The organism is Pseudomonas sp. NFX183 (assembly GCF_047943075.1).
Taxonomy (GTDB): domain Bacteria; phylum Pseudomonadota; class Gammaproteobacteria; order Pseudomonadales; family Pseudomonadaceae; genus Aquipseudomonas.
Genome location: NZ_CP181333.1, coordinates 6,196,008 through 6,214,474 on the forward strand (window position 1 = coordinate 6,196,008; position 18,467 = coordinate 6,214,474).

Below are 18,467 nucleotides of genomic sequence, written 5' to 3' on the forward strand. Positions count from 1 at the left end.
GCGGTCGCTGGTTTTGGGGCTGCTGCGCAGCCCAACGCGGGGCAAGCCCGCTCGCCACAGGAAGCCCGCGCTCCACAGTGAGCACGCTCGTCATACAAGTGTTGCTTAACGCCAACTCCACGACACGCCGGTAAAAATGCCTCGCCCGTCTGCCGGTGTGGACCGTGCCACATCCAGGCCCTTGTCGTCATAGCCCGGCGTGACCGTATTGGCGTAGCGCCGGTTGGTGAGGTTGCGCACATCGACCCAGGCTTGCCAGTCCTGCTTGGGCGCGTCGTAGCCGAAGGTGGCGCCGAGTGTGGTGTAGGCCGCCGCGTAGTAGGAATTGGCATAGTCCACCGCCACGCGCGAGGAATGCTCGGTGTTGAGGCTGGTGTAGAACCCCGTCGGGTGGCTATAGCGCAGTTGCGCCTGGTAGTAATGCTTGGGGATGCCCGGCAGGGTGTTGTCGCCGAAGCGGTCGTCGTCGCGGTAGTGGAAGTCGCTGAACGTGTAGGCCTGGCGCAAGGCCAGTTGGCCATTGCCGCCGCCGTCCCACAGCGGGCTGAGCAGGCTCAGTTCCACACCTTGGTGCACGGTGGGGCTGGCGTTGGCTTCGGCGACAATCGCGTTGGTGGTGGCGGTTTGCGCCTGCGTTTCGACGGTAAGCAGTTCGTGGCGCACTTCTGAGCGGTACAGCGCCAGGTCCCACTGGCCGAACCACTGTTCGCCACGGCCGCCGACTTCCACAGTGGTAGCGGTCTGATTGCGCAGGCTCACGCCTTCACGCTGCAAGCCGGTGGCCGGGCCGCTGCCGGTGGGAAAGTATTTATTGGAACCCCAGATCATCGACCACGCGTGCGGTGGCTCGACCGAGCGACTCAGGTTGCCATACACCTGCAATTGCGCGGTGAAGTCATAGCGCAGGCCGATACGCGGGGCGTAGTCCCAGTCGTGCTGGCTCAACGGCGCCTGACCTTCGGGATAAGTGACTTGGGTTTCACGGCGGGTGTAGATCGCGGCCAGGCCGGTGGTCAGCCACAGGTCCGGTATCAGCTCCAAGTCGTTGCCGACATGCAGCACGGTGTCAGCGCCGAGATAGCTGTAGTCGCGGGTCTTGGTACCGGGCGCGTAAATAGCCGTGTTACCGGCAGGCGTGCGCACGTATTCCGAAGCACCGTTATTCGGCATCGCCTGGGTGCTGCGCAGCCCTACCGTGGTCTTGCTGTCGTGGCCGAACAGCAGGTCCTGGCGGATGTAATTGAGCGTGCCACTGACGTCGGTGTAGGCGACTTTCAGGCGATTGGTGCCCTCGCGCAAGTCCATCGGATAGTCGTGATAGGCCAGCCCGACTTCAACGCGGGAATTGTCATCCAACTGCAAGGTGGTCTTGTTCGCGACCCAGGTCGAACCGGGCTGCAAACGTTTGGAATCGCGGGCGGCGTTGAGGCTGTTGGCAGCCGTCGGATCGTGGCTGATCTGCTCACGCGTCAGCTTGCCGGGGGTGTCATTGGTGGTTTCGCGGTAGCGAAAATAGAAGCGCGTTTCCAGGTCCGGGTTGAAACGGTAGCCGAAGTTGGCGGCGATGCCCTTGCCGGTACCGGCGCTCTGGTGCTGGTAGCCATCGGATTCGGAGTCGGTGAGGCTGATGTAATAGTCGGCATCGCCCAGCACCTGGCCGGAGCTGATCTCGCGCTGGGCATAACCGCGACTGCCTGCTTCATAACGCACCTGCAGTTTGGGTGCGTCGTAACCCGTGCGGGTGACGTAATTCACCGACCCGCCCAAAGCCAGCGCGCCCTGGTCAAAGCCATTGGCGCCGCGCAGCACTTCGACGCGGCTTTGCCACAGTGGGTCCTTGAGTTCGTAGGGTGTGCCGCCCGGGCCGGTCAGCGGCAAACCGTCAAACATTTCATACAGGCCAGAGGCGTGCGAACCAGGGCTGCGGTTCAAGCCCGAACCGCGTATCGAAAGCTTCACGCCTTCATTGTTGGCCGCCTTGGCGTACACCCCGGCCTGGTACTTGAACACGTCTTCATTGGTGCTGACCCGGCCCTGCTGCACGCTGCTCATGTCGATGTAGTTGGTGCCACCGGGCACGCTTTTGAGTTGCGCCTGGGCCACTTCGCCTGCGCTGACCTCGCTGCTGGTGACCTCGACCGGTGCCAGTTGCAGGGTGTCGGCCTGCACCAGTGAACTGAGGGTCAAGGCGGCAAAAAGGAGCGGAGGTTGGCGCAACAGCATGGGCAGATCCTTGGAATTTGGGGGCGAGACAGGCCGGGGCCGAGCACGCGAACAGGGGTGGGAAGCCACGCAGGCTTACCGAGTCACGCCTTATTAACGGACCAGACCCTTCCCACAACAGCTTCGGACTGCTTGTATTGGTTAAGTCCAAAATCGAATTAACACATGCAAACTCAGTATTTAAGGAAATACGACCGAGCTGATGTGGGCGATGTACACGGCACGCGCCGGGCTTGCCGTGTTGACCGCCCAGGCGGCGCCCTCCATTGATACGCGCCAGGCGTAAGACCGATGAATTTTCTGCAGGCACTTGCCGAGTCAACCGAACCGCTTCCAAAACCTGGCACCGATGACGACGACACCAGCCTGTGTGTCGCGCAGCGCCTGCGCAGCAAACGCCACCTGTCGCTGGACGGCCTGGCACGCGCCTGAGGCGTCCGGGCAATGCTGGCGCAGATCGAATCGGGCCGCAGCGTGCCGTCGATCAAGGTGCTGTGCAAAATTGCCAAGGGGTTGAAGGTGTCAGTGGCGGCCTTTCTAGAAGACCGCGCCTTTGAAGGCGTGGAGGTGTTGCCGGCGCAGCAGAGCAAACGCCTGGTGGTGCCGATGGTGCGTTTGTCAGCCGCGCGTAGTTCCCCTACGACACGGCCCTCCACCGGCGATTCGATCCTGTTCTACGCCGACCAGCCCCAACGCTACCGCAACTCGGCGGACAGCGAGGCGGTGGCGTTTTTGGCCTCTTGTATAGGCAGATAAACGTCGCTGTAGATATGCGATTAGGCTCTTGAGACCAATCGTAAGGAAATAAACGATCTAACCCGCTTCAAATAAACCCTGCTGGGGTCTCATCGGCCGTCGACGCCAGCGAGCGCAGCAAATCATCCGCCTCCGTGCCCTGCGCAAATCTGAACCCAAGCATTTCGTCACACGCCAGAACATTCGCGAGCGCGTCACGCAACTGCGCCTCTGTCGGCGCGTCGCGCAGCAGTTTGTGGGCGGGCAATAGCACGTCAGCGGGGACGCCTTGAGCACTTGCCACGTCGATCACGGCAAACAGGATAAATCGCAGGCGGACTTCGCGATCAGTAGGCCAAACCGTTTTGCGCTTTCCCAAGGTAGGCACTCATCGTTAAGAAAAGTCCGAGGCTATTGCCGACCGTGGGTATGTTTCAAGCAAAGGGGGGCAAGATAGGCCGTTTCCCACATATGAAAGGGAAATGCCGCACCGCATGATCGGTCCCGCATCACTGCACGGGCAAAAAATTCATCAGCAGCAAGCTCTGCGCGTAATTGAGTGCAACGCGCCGGTAACGCTCGTCAAGCATCTGGGCAAGCAGGTCGAGGCGCGCAACCACTTTGCCGAACTCAACGGCGAAACTGAGGTTGCTGCCCTCCTCCGAGATTTCATTGGAAAACAGCAGCAACACGCCATTGGCGTCCTGACGCTGGCTGAGCAGCCAGGTGGCTTTCTCGATATTGCGCGCGGCATTGCTGACAAATTGCGGGTTGATCGAGTCGGTGACATAAAACTGCGTGCGCCCACCGTGTGCAGTCACCAGCATGCTGCCGATGGCATAGATAAACGCCCCGACCCGGTCGCCGCGAAACTCCGGGCTCAGCGAATAGCTCAAGGCCACCAGGTCACGACGGTCCCCCAGAGCAGGCAGCGGTTGCCGGTTCTCGATGGCCCGGCGAATTTCCCGCGCGGCACTCACGGCATCGGTATAACCCGATTGGCGCCACTGGTTGGGGTTGCGCAGGTAGAGCTTGTTCATCAGCACGTACAGGCTTTGCAGGTTGTCGCGCATGCTCAGGGTTGCCATGCGGTCGACGCTGGTCTGAAAAAACTCATCGGGCTTGCCATCGCGCAACTGCCTGGCGATATCGCGGCCCTGTTGCTGGCTGCAGCCAGTGGCACAGAGCATAAACACCGCTGCGATCAGCAGCGGCCAGCGGGTGATAAAAGCAATTGACGTTCGATCCATCGGCACCGGGTCTGGCTGCTGTCCACGCGCAGAATGAGCGCGGTCGTGACAGGGATAGATCAGAAGAATGAAAAAAAGTGCGGCGCACCGGCCTGGATCAGCAAAGGCCTACAGGCTAAAAGCATGCGCAGTGGTGCAATCCTGTCGAATTCTTGCCTGATCCTCCGAGTTGTCGATGACTGGATCGATAGCTGTTGCGCCGTGGTCTAGAGTGCAACGATGGGCAACTTATAAAAAAAGCCACACCAACCGATGATCAGCAGGTGAACCATGCAATTACGTATCAACCAGAAATCCTACGAGGTCGATGCCGACGCCGATACGCCGCTGCTCTGGGTGATCCGTGATGACCTGGGGCTGACCGGCACCAAATACGGCTGCGGCCTGGCCCAATGCGGCGCCTGCTCGGTGCTGGTGGACGGCAACGTGGTGCGCTCGTGCGTCACGCCAGTGGCGGGTGTGGTTGGCCACGAGATCACCACCATCGAGGCGATCGAAGCCGATGACGTGGGCAAGCGCGTGGTCGCGGCCTGGGTCGAGCATCAGGTGGCGCAATGCGGTTACTGCCAGTCCGGGCAAGTGATGGCCGCCACTGCGCTGCTCAAGCACACCCCGGCGCCCAGCGATGCGCAGATCGAGGCGGCGATGATCAACCTGTGCCGCTGCGGCACCTATAACGCCATTCGCACAGCGGTGCATGACCTGGCCGTTCAGCCCGCCCGGCAGGAGAGCGCCTGATGAACACGCGCAACGCCGTCCTCGACACGCCATTGGGCGAACCGATCAACCTGTCCCGGCGCCGCTTCCTGGCCAGCACCGCCGTGGGCGCGCTGGTCATTGGCTTCGGCCTGCCGCTGGGCACGCCCAGGGCCTACGCCGCCACGCCCGACGCGGCAGAACGCGGCACCCAGGTGCCGGCGTTTTTAGAGATTCACCCTGATGGCACCGTGCGTTTGCTCAGCCCCTTCATGGAAGGCGGCCAGGGCACTCACACCGCCATGGCGCAGATTGTCGGTGAAGAGCTGGACGCCGATCCCGCCACCTTCATCGTCGAGGCCGCGCCGCCCGGCGATGCGTATGTGGTGATGGAAAACGGCATGCGCATCACCGGCGGCAGCATGTCGGTGCGCATGAGTTACCCGACCATGCGCCGCCTCGGCGCCCTGGCCCGCGCGATGCTGCTGCAGGCCGGCGCCGAGCAGCTTGGCGTGCCGGTCGCGCAACTGACCACAACACCCGGCCGCGTGGTGCATGCCGCCTCCGGCCGCTCGCTGGGCTACGGTGAGCTGGCCGGGCGCGCCCTGGACATGCCAGTGCCCGACCCGGCCACCATCACCCTGCGCGACCCGAGCCAATTCCGCTGGATTGGCAAGCCGGTCAAACGCCTGGATGCCTACGACAAATCCACCGGCAAGGCGCAATACAGCATCGACTTGAAAGTTGACGGCATGCTCCACGCCGCCGTCCAGCACGCGCCGCGCCTGGGCATGACCGTGGGCAGCCTGCGTAACCAGGCGCAGGTCGAAGCCATGAAGGGCGTGCACTCGGTGCATCAACTGCCCGGCGCCGTGGCCGTGGTGGCCGAGCGCTGGTGGCACGCCAAGCGCGCGGTGGAGGCGATCCAGGTGGAATGGCTGGAAGCCGCTGCAGATTCGACCGTACGCGCGATGCCGGCGGATTTTTCCAGCGACAAGTACCGTGACTTCCTCGCCGCCCAGCAAGGCCCCACCCGCGACGATGAAAATGAAGGCGATGTAGCCGGCGCGCTGGCCAACGCCAAAACCAAAGTCGAAGCCACTTACCATAACCAGTACGTCAACCACGCCCAGCTGGAGCCGCCGTCGGCCCTGGCACGCTTCAACCCCGACGGCACGCTGGAGGTGTGGCTGCCGAACCAGGCGCCGGATATGTTCCGCGCCGATATCGCCAAACGCACCGGCCTCGACCCGGCGAAGATCACCCTGCACTCACCGCTGCTGGGCGGTTTTTTCGGCCGGCACTTTTTGTATGACTCGGCAAACCCTTACCCGCAGGCCATCGCGCTGGCCAAGGCAGTCGGTCGCCCGGTCAAGCTGATCTGGAGCCGTGAAGAGGAGTTTCTGCGCGATGTGCTGCGCCCGGTCGCCGTGGTCAAGTTCCGCGCTGCGCTGGACGCGCAAGGGTTGCCGGTAGCCATTGAAGCGGTGAGTGCCACCGAAGGCCCCAGCGAAGCCATCGCCGGTAAACAGGGCGACAAAATCGACCCCACGGCCCTCGAAGGGTTGTCGGGCAAAAGCTACGCGATCCCCAACAAGCGCATTGCGCAGATCTACGTCAAAGGCCCGACCATGCTCGGCTACTGGCGCTCGGTGGGCAATTCGCTGAATGACTTCTTCTATGAAGCCTTCCTCGATGAGCTGGCCGACAAAGGCGGCCAAGACCCCTACGAGCTGCGCCTGCATTTGCTGCGCGATAACCCGCGGCTGACTACGCTGCTGAAGGCGGTGGGCGAGTTGTCCGGTGGCTGGAAGCGTGGCCCCTACACCGCCGAAGACGGCAGCCGCCGTGCACGCGGCGTGGCCATGGCCTCACCGTTCGGCTCCCACGCTGCGGTGGTCGCCGAAGTGTCGATCGAAAACGGCCAGGTCAAGGTGCACCACATCTGGGAAGCCATCGACCCGGGCAGCATCGTCAACCCGGCGATTGTTGAAGCGCAAGTGAATGGCGCGGTGGCCCTGGGCTTGTCGCAAACCTTGCTGGAGGAAGCGGTGTACGTGGACGGCAAACCACGGGCGCGCAACTATGACCTGTACCCGATCCTGCCTATGTCGCGCATGGCGCAGGTGCACGTCAAGATCGTCGAGAGTGGTGAAAAAATGGGTGGCATCGGCGAACCGCCGTTACCTGCAGTGGCGCCGGCCGTGGCCAATGCAGTCGCGCACCTGACCGGCCAGCGCATTCGTAGCCTGCCTTTGAGCCGATACACTTTCGCCTGACCGACAAGGAACGCGCATGAACAACCAACGATTGGCTAGAACCGCAGGCTGGCTGGTGCTGGCTGGCGCGGTCGCCGCAGGCGTACTGGCCTGGTACGTGACCCGCGAGCCCGCCTCGCCTTTTGATCAACAACCTGCCGCCAAAGCCGACCCGGCACTGGTCAGCCGCGGCGAGTACGTCGCCCGCGTCAGCGACTGCGTGGCCTGCCACAGTTTGCCGGGCAAGGCACCGTTCGCCGGCGGCCTGGAGATGGCCACGCCGTTGGGGGCAATTCACGCCACCAACATCACGCCTGACCGCAACACCGGCATTGGCGCCTACACGCCGGCCGACTTCGACCGCGCGGTGCGCCACGGCGTCGCGCCGGGTGGGCGCAGGCTTTACCCGGCCATGCCCTACCCGTCTTACGCCAAGCTCAGCGATGACGACATGCGTGCGCTGTACGCGTTTTTCATGCAAGGCGTGGAGCCGGCCAATCAGCCCAACATCGAAAGCGGCATTCCCTGGCCGCTGAACATGCGCTGGCCCATCGCCCTGTGGAACGGCGTGTTCGCACCCACCGCCACCTACGCGGCCAAACCCGCCCAGAACGCGCTGTGGAACCGTGGCGCCTACATCGTCCAAGGCCCTGGGCACTGCGGCAGTTGCCACACGCCGCGCGGCCTGGCCTTTAACGAGAAAGCACTGGACGAGTCCGGCGCGCCCTACCTGGCCGGCGGCCTGCTCGATGGCTGGTATGCACCGAGCCTGCGCCAGGACCACAACACCGGGCTGGGCCGCTGGAGTGAGGACGAGATCGTGCGGTTCCTCAAGACCGGGCGTAACCAGCACGCGGTGGTGTATGGCTCGATGACCGAAGCGTTCAACAACTCGACGCAGTTCATGAGCGATGAGGATTTGAACGCCATCGCCCGCTACCTCAAATCCCTGCCCGGCGACCCGCAGCGCGACGGTTCGCCGTGGCAGTATCAGGCGGTCAACGCGGTTGCAGACGTACCGGGTGCCCACACCTACGCAACCCGCTGCGCTTCCTGCCATGGCCTGGACGGCAAGGGCCAGCCGGAGTGGATGCCACCGCTGGCGGGCGCCACCTCGGCACTGGCCAAGGAAAACGCGTCGGCGATCAACATCACGCTTAATGGCTCACAACGGATCGTGACCGCCGGTGTGCCGGATGCTTACCGGATGCCGGCGTTCAGGGAGCAGTTATCGGATGAGGAAATCGCGCAGGTGCTGACTTACGTGCGGGGTACGTGGGGCAATAACGGCGGTGCGGTCGATGCCGCGGCGGTGAACACGCTGCGCGGGCGTACGGACCCGGCGAGCAGCAGCCCGATCATTTTGCATATGCGCTGAGAGAGGGCTCCCACGCTCCCGCGTGGGAATGCAGCCCGGGGCGCGGTGTGCCCCCGGGCCTACCAACCGTACAAAAGAGTCCAAAGGACACCGCTGGCAGCCACTATCATCCCAAAATAATACGGCCACAACGCCCAGCGTTTGAGGGACAAAGGAACGGCCGCCAGTTCAGCCTCGGTTACTTCCCCTCTGTTGATATGAAATTTAGGCATCCCCAACAGTTCAGTGATCAGGAGCATGCGATGAAACCTGTCGATGTGCTTATTTCTGCCCCAAAAGCGTTTGTTGTCGCAGATCACCTTGTTCTCGCTGAAGTAGCTTTCCAGGGCCTCGAGCTTTGTGTACTCAGCGTATAGAGTGAGCCCCGAGAACACGAACACACCTGCACACATAAAAATTGCAAGGATGAGTTGAAAATCCATGCTTAAGCGCCCTCTGGTTGAAAGATCAAATCACCGTCGATCTCTTCGATCTTCCCGCCCAGAAACGCACCGCCAGTGCCGAATACGTTGCCGATCACTGCGCAGGCCAGCGCACCGTTTTCTTTAGCCGCGACGCCAGTGTCAAGCACCCGTGAGAATGCCGCCAGAAACGTGGTGCGTCCCGGGCTACCAGCCATACAAAATGGACCAAAGCATACAGCCGGCAAACCACACCATTCCAAAACGATACGGCCACAACGCCCAACGCTTTAGGGACAAGGGCACGGACGCCAGTTCAGCCTCGGTTACCTCCCCTCTTTTGATGTGAAATTTAGGCATTCCCAACAGGCCATTGATCACGAGCATGCGATGAAACCTGTCGATATGCTGATTTCTGCCCCAAAAGCGTTTGTTGTCGCAGATCACTTTGTTCTGGCTGAAGTAGCTTTCCAGGGCTTCGAGCTTTGTGTACTCAGCGTATATAGTCAGCCCTGCGAAAATCAGTGTCCCGGCAGCTAAAATGATTGCCAGGATGAGTTGAAAGTCCATGCTTAAGCCCCCTCTGGCTGAAAGATCAAATCACCGTCGATCTCTTCGATCTTCCCGCCCAGAAACGCTCCGAATTCTCCCGTTGCATTGCCCCCTGCGTACCCGCCCGCAGCTCCGCCGATCACTGCGCAGGCCAGCGCACCGTTTCCTTTAGCCGCGATGCCCAAAAGAACCCTACAGCCGCTACGGGCTACTGTTGCACCCAGCTTCCCTGCGCCATAAGCCCCCGCCACCCCTCCCATCAATTTCCCCGTCTCCACATATTTCGCCCGCCGACACTGCGCCTCCCGCCCCGCCACACACGCCTCCTTGATTTCCAGCCCAGCCACGCCCACGTCCAGTGCCAATCCCACATACGCGCCCTTGCCCAACCATTTCGACGTTTGCGCAATATCCCGCATCCGCTGCGCATACCCGGCGATCTCGCCCTTTTGCAGATAGCTTTTGGTAGAAATCCCCAACACCTTCTTCAGCGCCTGATTGCCCTGCAATCCGGTGCCAAATCGCGCCGCACCTTGCAGCTGGGTGTCCAGCAGCCCGAACAACGCCTTACGCTGGCGAAGAAACGCCTCACGGTCCAAACCAGTGTTTTTCAGGCGCTGATACAGCTGCTCAATCGCCTCCAGGGTCTGCGCCACTTCATCCAGATGCCGGGCCCACGCTGACGTCGCGCTGCCCACGCCCAACGAGCCGTACCCCAAAAAACTCTGTAGCAGGTCATAGTTATTGACCACTTGGGGTCCGGCGCCAGCGTCCAACTCCCGACGAATTGCCTCGGCCCGGCGTACCAGCCAGGCCTCTTCCATCGAACAGGTCACGCTGTAGGGATCGGGAACGATCACCAACTGCCCAGGCATCACCAGCCCAGGCCGCAGGTGCCTGTTCAGCACGTCGAAATGGTCGGAACGCTGCCGACTCTGGGCACTGCCCATCAACCGGAATTTCAAGCCGCTGTAGTCCGTGGTGCGGTCGTTGATATAGCCCTGCGCCATGCCTCACATCCCTGGATGCAATGAAGTTGGCGTCGGAATATAAGCAAGCGGATACGCCCCGCACACAAGCCTGGGTAGGCTGAGTGATATTTCAGAAGCTGCCTACGTCGCAGGGGAAAAGCACCTACAAAAAGCCATTCACCACCACCGTTGATGGGCGGGTTAGTGGCATTCAGTCATGGTTTTTGAAGGGCCAGCAGGGCGTGTCTCTTTAAATTGCAGGACGTTTCCTAGACAATTCCTGCCGCCTTGTGCCTGCTCGAATCGATGGCTAGTCTGCGGTCCGTCACTGCTTATCAGTGATCGGGTTTAGTCGCTCGGGTCTCATATGGCGCATGGTCCTCCGTGAAGTTTTATGGTGGCTGTGCGTAGGGCACCTCCGGGTGCGCCGGTTTTCCATGTGGCCGGTCGACTAACCTGCGTACAGCCGCCACCCTCGTTTAGTCGCGACGGATGTCAGCTCCAATCATGTGGAGTTACACCATGAAAAAAGTCGTCCCCGATCCACCCCACAACGCCACTAAAGACCGCGCCGACTTCAACCGCGCCATCGACCATTACCAGCCTACCCAAGGTATTCAAATCGAAGACCTGAGCTTCGAAGACGCCCTGCTCTACACTTCCAGCTTGCTCGACAGCGCTTCGGCCACAACACTCAATTGCAGTGAGCGACTGCCCAGCCCCGAGCGGGCGAAGATTCTGGCGGTGTGGCATTTGCTGGAAATGGCCAAGACCACCGTAGACCGCTCCATCGAGTGCCTGAACCCCACCAAATCGCCCGCCTGAATTCAGTAAAACTGTGGGAGCTGGCTTGCCTGCTCCCACATGAGTCCACCTTAAACTTCACTCGGGTATTGGCCGCCCACACACCCGCTAGGATTTAAACCGATCAGGCAAATATTCCTGCCTCTGCATCGCCTTCAGTACATCCGTCACCCCTGAAAGAAAGTACGCAAGCTCTTCCTTCGATTCACACACCGTCATGTCGGCAACCTGGGAATCGGTGCAGTGCTCCATCACAATTCTCATGCAATCGGCAAACACCATCAGCTCGCCCTCTGAGACCTTCAAATCAAACAGCGTGACGCTGGCAATACATTCCTTACTCAAAATATCCATAACACCCTTTCGCATGAATCAGCGGGCCAACCACCCCTCGGCCGGCCAGGCGCTCATTAAAGGCATGGGCGTGTACCTGCCGCTACGGTGCGCTCGCTTTTTTGCAGGCGGATATTGCTCAACAGAATTATAAGTCCATAATGGACAAATCAGTTTATCCGCGGAGATAGCCATGCCCAGCACGCCTCACGTGATCAACCAGGCCCAGGCCCACGAATTACTTGCGCAAATCGATGCGCCTCACATCCTGCGCAAGCTGTTCCGCGACCTGGCCGCAGGGCTTGCGGTACAGCCGGCGCAACAGCTGGTGGAGTTCCCGCAAGGCGCCGGCGACTTTATCAACTACCTGGGCGTGCTGGCCGAAGACGGGGTTTACGGGGTCAAGACCTCGCCCTACATCGTGCGCGAGCAAGGGCCGCTGGTGACCGCATGGACGCTGTTGATGTCGATGCGCACCGGCCAGCCTCTGTTGCTTTGCGATGCCGCCGAACTGACCACCGCGCGCACCGCAGCTACCACAGCGCTGGCGGTGGATGCGCTGGCACCGGCGGCCGCGCGGCGCCTGGCGATTATCGGCAGCGGCAAGGTTGCGCAGGCGCACGTGCGCTATGTGCAGAACCTGCGCGACTGGCAGCACATCAGCCTGTATTCGCCACGCCTTGGCCGCGCGAATGCCGACACCCTCGCCCACCTCAAGGGCCTGGACCCGCGCCTGACCCTCGCCACGAGCTGTGAAGCCGCCCTGGAAGACGCCGACGTCATCCTGCTCTGCACCTCCTCGGCAATACCTGTGATCGACCCGACACGCTTGCGCAAACCCGCGCTGATCACCTCCATCAGCACCAACGCGCCGCGCGCCCATGAAGTGCCGCCCGAATGCCTGGAGCACATGCACGTGTTCTGCGACTATCGCCAGACCACCCCAGGCGCGGCCGGTGAAATGCTGATCGCCGGCGAACGGCACGGTTGGGACAAGCGCACCATCGTCGGCGACTTGCCTGAGTTGCTCAGCGACATGGCGCAGCGCCCGGACTACGACCGCCCTGTGTTTTTTCGCTCCATCGGCCTGGGCATGGAAGACATTGCACTGGCCAATGCCCTGTATCAGATCCAGCGCTAACCGCCTTTTGAGGAAACGATCATGAACTCTGCAGACTTCATCATTATCGGCGGCGGCATTGCTGGCGCCTCTACCGGTTTCTGGCTGGCGCAGCACGGCAAGGTGCTGGTACTGGAGCGCGAAAACCACCCGGCCTATCACTCCACCGGGCGCTCGGCAGCCCTCTACACCGCCGCCTATGGCACCCCGCAAGTGCGCGCGTTGACCCTGGCGAGCCGTGAATTTTTCGACAACCCGCCGCCTGGCTTTTGCGAACATCCACTGCTGACGCCCCGCGGTGAAATGACCGTGGATTTCATTGGCGACCCGGTGGAACTCAACAGCCAATACCTGAGCGCCAAGGCCACCGTGCCGCAAGTCGAGCGGCTGAGTGCCGACGAGGCTTGTGCACGCTTGCCAATCCTGCGGCGGGAGAAAGTCCATGGCGCGATCTTTGACCCTACCGCCAGCGACATCGATACCGACGCCCTGCACCAGGGCTATTTGCGCGGCATCCGTCGCAACCACGGCGACGTGCGCACCGACAGCCACGTACTGGGCTTGAGCCGTGACGCCGACGGCCTGTGGCATGTGCGCACCCAGGACGCGACCTACACCGCCCCAGTCATCATCAACGCCGCCGGCGCCTGGGCTGATCATATCGGCGGGCTGGCCGGCGCGGCGTCCATCGGCCTGCAACCCAAGCGCCGCTCGGCGTTTATCTTCGCCGGGCCCGAGGGTGTGGACACCCACCACTGGCCGATGCTGGTGGCGCTGGACGAAGCCTTCTACATGAAACCCGACGCCGGGATGTTCCTGGGTTCACCGGCCAACGCCGACCCGGTCGAGCCACAGGATGTGCAGCCTGAGGAGCTGGACATTGCCATGGGCATTTACCAGATCGAAGAAGCCACCACCCTGACCATCCGCCGCCCGACCCGCACCTGGGCCGGCCTGCGCAGCTTTGTCCACGACGGTGATTTGCTCTCGGGGTTCGATCCGCAGGTTCCGGGGCTGTTCTGGGTGGCGGCGCAAGGCGGCTATGGCATCCAGACGTCACCGGCCATGGGCCAGGCGAGCGCGGCCCTGGTGCGCGGTAACCCGTTGCCGGAGCCACTGACGCGGTTCGGCCTGGACGCTGGTATGCTCTCGCCCGTCCGCCTGGAGCCGCATTGATGAACACCGCCGAGCAAGAAAAAGTCATGCAGAATTTTCGCGCGATCGCCGATGCGATCGCCACGCTGTTCTTCCCCCATGCCGAAGTGGTGCTGCATGACTTGCGCACGCAAAAGGTCGATTACATCGCCAACAACCTGTCCAAACGCGCTATCGGTGACGACTCGTCGCTGGAGGACATGCTCAGCGATGACGTCAGCGAAGTGAACATCGGCCCGTACGAAAAGCTCAACTGGGACGGTCAGAAAATCCGCAGCCTGAGCACCGTGCTGCACGACCACAAAGGGCGCCGGCTTGCCGTGCTGTGCATCAACCTGAATATCTCGCTGTTCGAAAACGCGAAGGCGGCGCTGGACCTGTTTCTGTCGCCGAGCAAGCTGATCCCGCAGCCGGATTCGCTGTTTCGCGATGACTGGCAGGAACGGATCAACACCTTCCTGCATGCGTGGATGCGCGAACGCCAGTTGAGCCTGAATCTGCTGACGCGCGACCACAAGCGCGAGCTGGTATTGGCGCTGCATGCCGAAGGCGCGTTCAAGGGCAAGAGCGCGTCCAACTATGTGGCGAATGTGCTGGGCATGGGACGGGCGACGGTTTACAAACACCTCAAGGAATTGAAGGGCTGACCCGTCGCACGAGCCGGCGTGCCGGCCCCTGCGGGGAGTCGGCACGCCGGCTTGAGGCGTCAGTCGCCGTAGATGTCGGACTTGAAATACTGCTGTGAAATCTTCTGGTACTCGCCATTGGCGCGGATACCGTCGATGGCCGCGTTCAGCTCGCCGACCAGTTCGGTATTGCCTTTGCGTACCGCAATCCCGGCGCCCTCGCCCACGTATTTCGGGTCCTTGAGTTCAGGGCCGACAAAGGCATAGCCCTTGCCACGTGGCATCGACAGAAAATCGCTCAGCGGGATGGTGTCGGCAAAGATCGCATCGAGGCGCCCCGACGCCAGGTCCATGTAGATTTCTTCGTTGTTGCTGTAGCGCTTGACGTTGATGCCCTTGGGCTCGAACACCTCGGTGGCATAACGGTCGGTGGTCGTGGCGCGCTGCACACCGACGGTCTTGCCCTTGAGGCTGGCGTACTGGTCATCCACGGCTGCGCCGTCCTTCATCACCAGGCGTGAGGAGGTGAAATAGTATTTGTGGGTGAAGTCCACCGACTTCTTGCGGTCTTCATTGATGGTCATGGACGACAGGGCCATGTCGATTTTCTTCACTTTGAGGGAAGGAATCAGACCGTCGAATTCACCCTCGACCCACACGCATTTGACTTTCATCTGCGCGCACAAGGCGTTGCCGATGTCGTAGTCGAACCCGACGATCTTGCCATCCTGGGTCTTGGAAGCGAACGGTGGGTACGCCGCCTCAATGCCGATGCGCAAGGTTTTTTCGGCCGCCAGCACATGGCTGGAAGCGAGCAGGCTGAGGGCCAGGGCGGTGATAAGCGTGTGTTTCTTCATGATTGAGGTCTCGCAAGTTATTGTTGGTTTGGCAAGCGTGAAGAAATAAAAGCAGGGTTGACGCATTTTTTTGTACTTATAATTCCATACTGGACTTTTACGTATAGCACGTCAATCCGCCTTCCCTTCAGGAAAAAAACGCCCGCCTCCATCGTTCCTAAACAAAACCTCCCATGAAACTGTATCTGGGTTGCGCACAATAACGCCGCGCGCTGCAAGTGCAGCTGGCACTCAAACTAACCTGTTGCTGTTGGACGTGCTGAAGCGGCACGTGGGTGGCTGGCAGGTACTGGCGGGTGACTGCGCCGATGAACAATGGGCTGATCGTGGCGCAAATCATCATCGATGAGAGGCCTATGACCCTGCTGTTGCGTGTGGACCACGCGCGCGACCTGCTCCGGCGGACACGGCAAAGCAGCCTGTAATCAGACTGCGATACGGGGCATGACCACAGCGACTAAAGCCCGTCGCCCTCACAACACAAGCAGCGCCTCATGCAATTGAATGCACGGTGTAGCGCCCTCGGCACGCCGGCTGTGCAGCCAGTCACGCGTCTTGGCAATATCGAAGATCTGGCCGTTGTCCATCAACGCCAGGATCAGTTCGTCTGCCACCCGATAACGCCCGCAGTCCGGGCAGTCGCGTTCTTCCCAGGGGCCGTCACAGGAAACCCGTTCGGCCACTCCCACACAAATGAGGCAATTCATCGCGATCACCCTTTTTATCATTGTAAGCGGTGCAGTCCAGGCTGCTCGCGACAGCCCGGACCCTCACGGGGTTTACTGGCTTTCCTGTGACTTGCCTTCCTGCATCTGCACCGAGGACTTGCTACCGCTGGTGTTGCCCTTGGTGGTGTTATTGGCGCTGTCAAAACAGCCGTGCAGCATCAACACACTGCACAGCCCCAAGCATCTATATAACGTCTTCATCATCGTTTACCTGTTAGTGAGGTGGGTGAAAGCGCAAGGCCTTGCCAGGCGTCAGACTGTTATCGGTCCACACATGATTTATCTGGCCGGAGCGCAGCCGCGCTCGTTCAACTATTAGGCTCAATAGCTGACGAGTGGTTAGGACGTTACGCGGGTTAAAAAAATTGAATCATTCATCCCAACCGCCCTCTTCCTATTTAAGGGTCTGGCAATTAAGGAAGCGGGTTTGAGTGATCTGGATTGGGTGCAGTGGCCAGCAATGCTGGTCACGGTTCTGGCGGCATGGCTGATCGGCTCTCAGCGCCCCTCGCGCAGAATGGCGGGGTTCGTGTGCTTTTGTTTGAGCAATATTCTGTGGGTTGTCTGGGGCGCTTACGCTGATGCCTATGCGCTGATCGTGCTGCAGATCTGCCTGGGCTTGATGAACCTGCGCGGGTTTAAAAAGAACTTCCAGAATCAGTGATCCGGGTCATTCGGACGCCCGGTGTGTGCGCTGATTCTTCCTGAAGCCGCGCGCGTTCATGCCCAGCAGCGTGCACTCGAGCACGATCAACGCATAGGCATTCGCGTGCCAGCCCCAAGCCACCCATAAGGCGTTGCTGAGGATGAAGCCCCAAAACGCGAACATGCGCCGGCGAGGCCGTTGAGAGCCGATGAACCAGGCCGAGATCACCGTCACGACCATCGCGGGCCATTGCACCCAGTCGATAAGCACCCGAGGTCACCCGGCCCCAAGCGTGACGTTTGCACTCGCGCAGGGCTCGCTCACCACGTGGCCCGTGCCAGGCATGAGCGAAGCCAGGTATTCGCCGAACCCGCCGCGACATTTGTAGTCACGCCGCGCACTGGTGATCACCGGGTTGGTGGCCGTCCACGCAATCCGCGCGCCGGTCCTTTCCAGGTCAGCCACCAGGCGCACGTCCTCGTGGGCAACCAGATGCTGAAACCCACCGGCGTTGCGATAGGCGTCTGCACTCAGGCCCAGGTTGGCGCCATGGATATGCCGATGGTTTTCGACAAACTGATAGAGGGCGAGGTATCGAGAGCGTGCGACTTCGTCGTACTCGCTCCAGCTGTCCACTTCGACGGTGCCGCACACCGCGTCGGCGCCGAACGCGAGCTGGCGCACCAGCCAATCCTGCGGCACGAGCGTATCGGCATCGGTGAAGGCCAGCCATTGGGCACCGGCCTCCAGCAGCTGCTCTGCGCCGACCGCCCTGGCCTGGCCGACGTTTCTAAAGCAGACGTCAAGCGTTGCCACGCCCAGTGCGTTCGCCCGCGCGCCGGTTTGGTCCGAGCAGTCGTCCAGCACCACGAGGACCTCGACGCGCTGGTTTTGCAACGCCGGATGTTCAATGGCAAGCAGTACCGAAGCCAGGCAATCACTGATGTGCCTTTGCTCGTTATGGGCAGGTATCACAATCCCTATCATTGACGTTCCCTCTACCTGGCGAAGTGTCTCCAGCTATCGACACCTCGCTTATCACGAAGGTTTAAAGTTTCTGGAACGTCCTTAGGCCGTGGCCGCTCAGATAGTTTATCGGCGCGCCACGCTGGCGCTCAGCGGCTTTGCACTGTTATTGCGTGCAGGAGAACACGGCATGAAAAACGCGCATCCATCGGCAGGCACGGTCAAGACCTTGCTGCTCGAACGCAACGGCTGGGTGCCGAACAACCCGCGCTTGCCGGTGATCATTTACCCAGACGCCATCCCCGTAACAGGACGTGATCCGGCGGCGCTGTTTGAACAGACGTTTTCGGCAAACGGCTGGCCGCCACAATGGCGGGACGGGGTCTACGACTACCATCACTACCATTGCGAAGGGCATGAGGTATTGGGCGTCGCCCGTGGTGATGCTCGCCTGATGCTCGGCGGGCCCAATGGCCATGTGGTGTCGGTGAAGCCAGGCGACGTGTTGCTGCTTCCGGCCGGTACCGGTCACTGCAATCTCGGTTGCAGTGAAGACTTTCAGGTGGTTGGCGCCTACCCGCCCGGCCAGCACGCAGATATAGGCCGCGAGGCACCGAGCGACGCGCAGCTGCAGAGCATTGCCGGCCTGGCGTTTCCACAGCACGACCCGGTTCAGGGCGACGCGGGCGCCGTGTGTGCACATTGGTCTGCCTTGCGCGCAACTATCGAATGAACAGCAGGGTCAAAAATCGACACCGTTGAATTCGC

The 18,467-nt window shown here is 61.2% G+C and carries 22 protein-coding genes and 1 pseudogene; 10 read left to right on the forward strand and 13 right to left on the reverse strand.

What is annotated here, in order from left to right; all coding sequences use genetic code 11:
- Positions 1 to 105 precede the first annotated feature (105 nt).
- A complete protein-coding gene (locus tag ACM530_RS28790; RefSeq protein WP_416363816.1) occupies positions 106 to 2,223 on the reverse strand; it encodes a TonB-dependent receptor family protein in 2,118 nt (705 codons plus the stop codon).
- A gap of 291 nt (positions 2,224 to 2,514) precedes the next feature.
- Here ACM530_RS28790 and ACM530_RS28795 point away from each other — a divergent pair.
- A pseudogene (locus tag ACM530_RS28795) lies at positions 2,515 to 2,979 on the forward strand (helix-turn-helix domain-containing protein).
- A gap of 67 nt (positions 2,980 to 3,046) precedes the next feature.
- Here ACM530_RS28795 and ACM530_RS28800 read toward each other — a convergent pair.
- Positions 3,047 to 3,337, reverse strand: coding sequence for a hypothetical protein (locus tag ACM530_RS28800; protein ID WP_145163598.1), 291 nt, complete (start codon positions 3,335 to 3,337; stop codon positions 3,047 to 3,049).
- A gap of 130 nt (positions 3,338 to 3,467) precedes the next feature.
- The gene (locus tag ACM530_RS28805) at positions 3,468 to 4,208 is read right to left on the reverse strand and encodes a hypothetical protein (protein WP_262206160.1); all 741 of its coding nucleotides are present in this window, start codon (positions 4,206 to 4,208) and stop codon (positions 3,468 to 3,470) included.
- 270 nt (positions 4,209 to 4,478) lie between these two features.
- Between ACM530_RS28805 and ACM530_RS28810 the strand changes: the two genes are divergently transcribed.
- From ACM530_RS28810 to ACM530_RS28820, 3 genes are read left to right on the forward strand one after another with little or no spacing between them, the layout of a single operon-like run.
- The gene (locus ACM530_RS28810) at positions 4,479 to 4,946 is read left to right on the forward strand and encodes a (2Fe-2S)-binding protein (RefSeq protein WP_106580615.1); all 468 of its coding nucleotides are present in this window, start codon (positions 4,479 to 4,481) and stop codon (positions 4,944 to 4,946) included.
- Positions 4,946 to 7,183, forward strand: coding sequence for a molybdopterin cofactor-binding domain-containing protein (locus ACM530_RS28815; RefSeq protein ID WP_416363817.1), 2,238 nt, complete (start codon positions 4,946 to 4,948; stop codon positions 7,181 to 7,183). The genes ACM530_RS28810 and ACM530_RS28815 overlap by 1 nt, the downstream gene beginning before the upstream one ends.
- Positions 7,184 to 7,199: 16 nt before the next feature.
- Positions 7,200 to 8,540 carry a c-type cytochrome gene (locus tag ACM530_RS28820; protein ID WP_416363818.1) on the forward strand — a complete coding sequence of 447 codons (1,341 nt, stop codon included), beginning with the start codon at positions 7,200 to 7,202 and terminating at the stop codon, positions 8,538 to 8,540.
- 59 nt (positions 8,541 to 8,599) lie between these two features.
- On the opposite strand, the gene ACM530_RS28825 is transcribed toward ACM530_RS28820, so the two are convergent.
- Genes ACM530_RS28825 through ACM530_RS28840 form a run of 4 tightly spaced genes read right to left on the reverse strand, consistent with a single transcriptional unit; the run spans position 8,600 to position 10,503 of the window.
- Complete coding sequence (locus ACM530_RS28825; protein WP_242200109.1) at positions 8,600 to 8,962, reverse strand: hypothetical protein; 363 nt, start codon at positions 8,960 to 8,962, stop codon at positions 8,600 to 8,602.
- 2 nt (positions 8,963 to 8,964) lie between these two features.
- A complete protein-coding gene (locus tag ACM530_RS28830) occupies positions 8,965 to 9,159 on the reverse strand; it encodes a hypothetical protein (RefSeq protein WP_124417036.1) in 195 nt (64 codons plus the stop codon).
- A complete protein-coding gene (locus ACM530_RS28835) occupies positions 9,149 to 9,511 on the reverse strand; it encodes a hypothetical protein (RefSeq protein WP_106580610.1) in 363 nt (120 codons plus the stop codon). Before ACM530_RS28835 ends, ACM530_RS28830 begins: the two co-directional genes overlap by 11 nt.
- A gap of 2 nt (positions 9,512 to 9,513) precedes the next feature.
- The gene (locus ACM530_RS28840; RefSeq protein WP_416363819.1) at positions 9,514 to 10,503 is read right to left on the reverse strand and encodes a hypothetical protein; all 990 of its coding nucleotides are present in this window, start codon (positions 10,501 to 10,503) and stop codon (positions 9,514 to 9,516) included.
- Positions 10,504 to 10,986: 483 nt separating this feature from the next.
- On the opposite strand from ACM530_RS28840, the gene ACM530_RS28845 reads away from it, so the two are divergent.
- Positions 10,987 to 11,289, forward strand: coding sequence for a DUF6124 family protein (locus ACM530_RS28845; protein ID WP_416363820.1), 303 nt, complete (start codon positions 10,987 to 10,989; stop codon positions 11,287 to 11,289).
- An 87-nt stretch (positions 11,290 to 11,376) separates the two neighbouring features.
- Here the strand turns inward: ACM530_RS28845 and ACM530_RS28850 are convergent, their stop codons facing one another.
- Entirely contained in the window at positions 11,377 to 11,622 is a 246-nt protein-coding gene (locus ACM530_RS28850; protein ID WP_416363821.1) for a hypothetical protein, read from the reverse strand.
- Positions 11,623 to 11,794: 172 nt separating this feature from the next.
- Between ACM530_RS28850 and ACM530_RS28855 the strand changes: the two genes are divergently transcribed.
- The 3 genes from ACM530_RS28855 to ACM530_RS28865 are packed head-to-tail and all read left to right on the forward strand — an operon-like array spanning position 11,795 to position 14,523.
- Positions 11,795 to 12,742 (forward strand): ornithine cyclodeaminase family protein, encoded by a 948-nt coding sequence (locus ACM530_RS28855; protein WP_416363822.1) that lies wholly within the window; start codon positions 11,795 to 11,797, stop codon positions 12,740 to 12,742.
- A gap of 21 nt (positions 12,743 to 12,763) precedes the next feature.
- The gene (locus ACM530_RS28860; RefSeq protein ID WP_242200117.1) at positions 12,764 to 13,897 is read left to right on the forward strand and encodes an NAD(P)/FAD-dependent oxidoreductase; all 1,134 of its coding nucleotides are present in this window, start codon (positions 12,764 to 12,766) and stop codon (positions 13,895 to 13,897) included.
- On the forward strand, positions 13,897 to 14,523 hold the full coding sequence (locus tag ACM530_RS28865) for a helix-turn-helix transcriptional regulator (RefSeq protein WP_145163566.1): 627 nt from the start codon (positions 13,897 to 13,899) through the stop codon (positions 14,521 to 14,523). The genes ACM530_RS28860 and ACM530_RS28865 overlap by 1 nt, the downstream gene beginning before the upstream one ends.
- Positions 14,524 to 14,582: 59 nt before the next feature.
- On the opposite strand, the gene ACM530_RS28870 is transcribed toward ACM530_RS28865, so the two are convergent.
- The 3 genes from ACM530_RS28870 to ACM530_RS28880 form a co-directional block, all read right to left on the reverse strand.
- The gene (locus ACM530_RS28870; protein WP_416363823.1) at positions 14,583 to 15,359 is read right to left on the reverse strand and encodes an ABC transporter substrate-binding protein; all 777 of its coding nucleotides are present in this window, start codon (positions 15,357 to 15,359) and stop codon (positions 14,583 to 14,585) included.
- A gap of 473 nt (positions 15,360 to 15,832) precedes the next feature.
- Positions 15,833 to 16,066: a hypothetical protein gene (locus ACM530_RS28875; protein WP_145163564.1), complete on the reverse strand. Its 234-nt coding sequence runs from the start codon at positions 16,064 to 16,066 to the stop codon at positions 15,833 to 15,835.
- A gap of 72 nt (positions 16,067 to 16,138) precedes the next feature.
- Complete coding sequence (locus ACM530_RS28880; RefSeq protein ID WP_416363824.1) at positions 16,139 to 16,288, reverse strand: hypothetical protein; 150 nt, start codon at positions 16,286 to 16,288, stop codon at positions 16,139 to 16,141.
- A gap of 226 nt (positions 16,289 to 16,514) precedes the next feature.
- On the opposite strand from ACM530_RS28880, the gene ACM530_RS28885 reads away from it, so the two are divergent.
- A complete protein-coding gene (locus ACM530_RS28885) occupies positions 16,515 to 16,751 on the forward strand; it encodes a hypothetical protein (RefSeq protein ID WP_416363825.1) in 237 nt (78 codons plus the stop codon).
- A gap of 6 nt (positions 16,752 to 16,757) precedes the next feature.
- Here the strand turns inward: ACM530_RS28885 and ACM530_RS28890 are convergent, their stop codons facing one another.
- Positions 16,758 to 16,973 (reverse strand): hypothetical protein, encoded by a 216-nt coding sequence (locus tag ACM530_RS28890; protein WP_145163669.1) that lies wholly within the window; start codon positions 16,971 to 16,973, stop codon positions 16,758 to 16,760.
- Between the two features lie 36 nt (positions 16,974 to 17,009).
- Positions 17,010 to 17,720, reverse strand: a complete 711-nt coding sequence (locus ACM530_RS28895; RefSeq protein ID WP_416363826.1) for a glycosyltransferase — start codon at positions 17,718 to 17,720, stop codon at positions 17,010 to 17,012.
- A gap of 169 nt (positions 17,721 to 17,889) precedes the next feature.
- Here ACM530_RS28895 and ACM530_RS28900 point away from each other — a divergent pair, with 169 nt between their 5' ends.
- Complete coding sequence (locus ACM530_RS28900) at positions 17,890 to 18,432, forward strand: cupin (RefSeq protein WP_416363827.1); 543 nt, start codon at positions 17,890 to 17,892, stop codon at positions 18,430 to 18,432.
- The last annotated feature ends 35 nt before the right edge of the window (positions 18,433 to 18,467 follow it).

Excerpts from the sequence above, each read along its gene's own strand:
- ACM530_RS28790 (WP_416363816.1), bottom strand. The coding sequence starts at position 2,223 with ATGCTGTTGCGCCAACCTCCGCTCCTTTTTGCCGCCTTGACCCTCAGT.
- ACM530_RS28805 (WP_262206160.1), bottom strand. The coding sequence starts at position 4,208 with ATGGATCGAACGTCAATTGCTTTTATCACCCGCTGGCCGCTGCTGATC.
- ACM530_RS28810 (WP_106580615.1), top strand. The coding sequence starts at position 4,479 with ATGCAATTACGTATCAACCAGAAATCCTACGAGGTCGATGCCGACGCC.
- ACM530_RS28815 (WP_416363817.1), top strand. The coding sequence starts at position 4,946 with ATGAACACGCGCAACGCCGTCCTCGACACGCCATTGGGCGAACCGATC.
- ACM530_RS28820 (WP_416363818.1), top strand. The coding sequence starts at position 7,200 with ATGAACAACCAACGATTGGCTAGAACCGCAGGCTGGCTGGTGCTGGCT.
- ACM530_RS28825 (WP_242200109.1), bottom strand. The coding sequence starts at position 8,962 with ATGGATTTTCAACTCATCCTTGCAATTTTTATGTGTGCAGGTGTGTTC.
- ACM530_RS28830 (WP_124417036.1), bottom strand. The coding sequence starts at position 9,159 with ATGGCTGGTAGCCCGGGACGCACCACGTTTCTGGCGGCATTCTCACGG.
- ACM530_RS28835 (WP_106580610.1), bottom strand. The coding sequence starts at position 9,511 with ATGGACTTTCAACTCATCCTGGCAATCATTTTAGCTGCCGGGACACTG.
- ACM530_RS28840 (WP_416363819.1), bottom strand. The coding sequence starts at position 10,503 with ATGGCGCAGGGCTATATCAACGACCGCACCACGGACTACAGCGGCTTG.
- ACM530_RS28845 (WP_416363820.1), top strand. The coding sequence starts at position 10,987 with ATGAAAAAAGTCGTCCCCGATCCACCCCACAACGCCACTAAAGACCGC.
- ACM530_RS28850 (WP_416363821.1), bottom strand. The coding sequence starts at position 11,622 with ATGGATATTTTGAGTAAGGAATGTATTGCCAGCGTCACGCTGTTTGAT.
- ACM530_RS28855 (WP_416363822.1), top strand. The coding sequence starts at position 11,795 with ATGCCCAGCACGCCTCACGTGATCAACCAGGCCCAGGCCCACGAATTA.
- ACM530_RS28860 (WP_242200117.1), top strand. The coding sequence starts at position 12,764 with ATGAACTCTGCAGACTTCATCATTATCGGCGGCGGCATTGCTGGCGCC.
- ACM530_RS28865 (WP_145163566.1), top strand. The coding sequence starts at position 13,897 with ATGAACACCGCCGAGCAAGAAAAAGTCATGCAGAATTTTCGCGCGATC.
- ACM530_RS28870 (WP_416363823.1), bottom strand. The coding sequence starts at position 15,359 with ATGAAGAAACACACGCTTATCACCGCCCTGGCCCTCAGCCTGCTCGCT.
- ACM530_RS28875 (WP_145163564.1), bottom strand. The coding sequence starts at position 16,066 with ATGAATTGCCTCATTTGTGTGGGAGTGGCCGAACGGGTTTCCTGTGAC.
- ACM530_RS28880 (WP_416363824.1), bottom strand. The coding sequence starts at position 16,288 with ATGAAGACGTTATATAGATGCTTGGGGCTGTGCAGTGTGTTGATGCTG.
- ACM530_RS28890 (WP_145163669.1), bottom strand. The coding sequence starts at position 16,973 with ATGGTCGTGACGGTGATCTCGGCCTGGTTCATCGGCTCTCAACGGCCT.
- ACM530_RS28895 (WP_416363826.1), bottom strand. The coding sequence starts at position 17,720 with ATGATAGGGATTGTGATACCTGCCCATAACGAGCAAAGGCACATCAGT.
- ACM530_RS28900 (WP_416363827.1), top strand. The coding sequence starts at position 17,890 with ATGAAAAACGCGCATCCATCGGCAGGCACGGTCAAGACCTTGCTGCTC.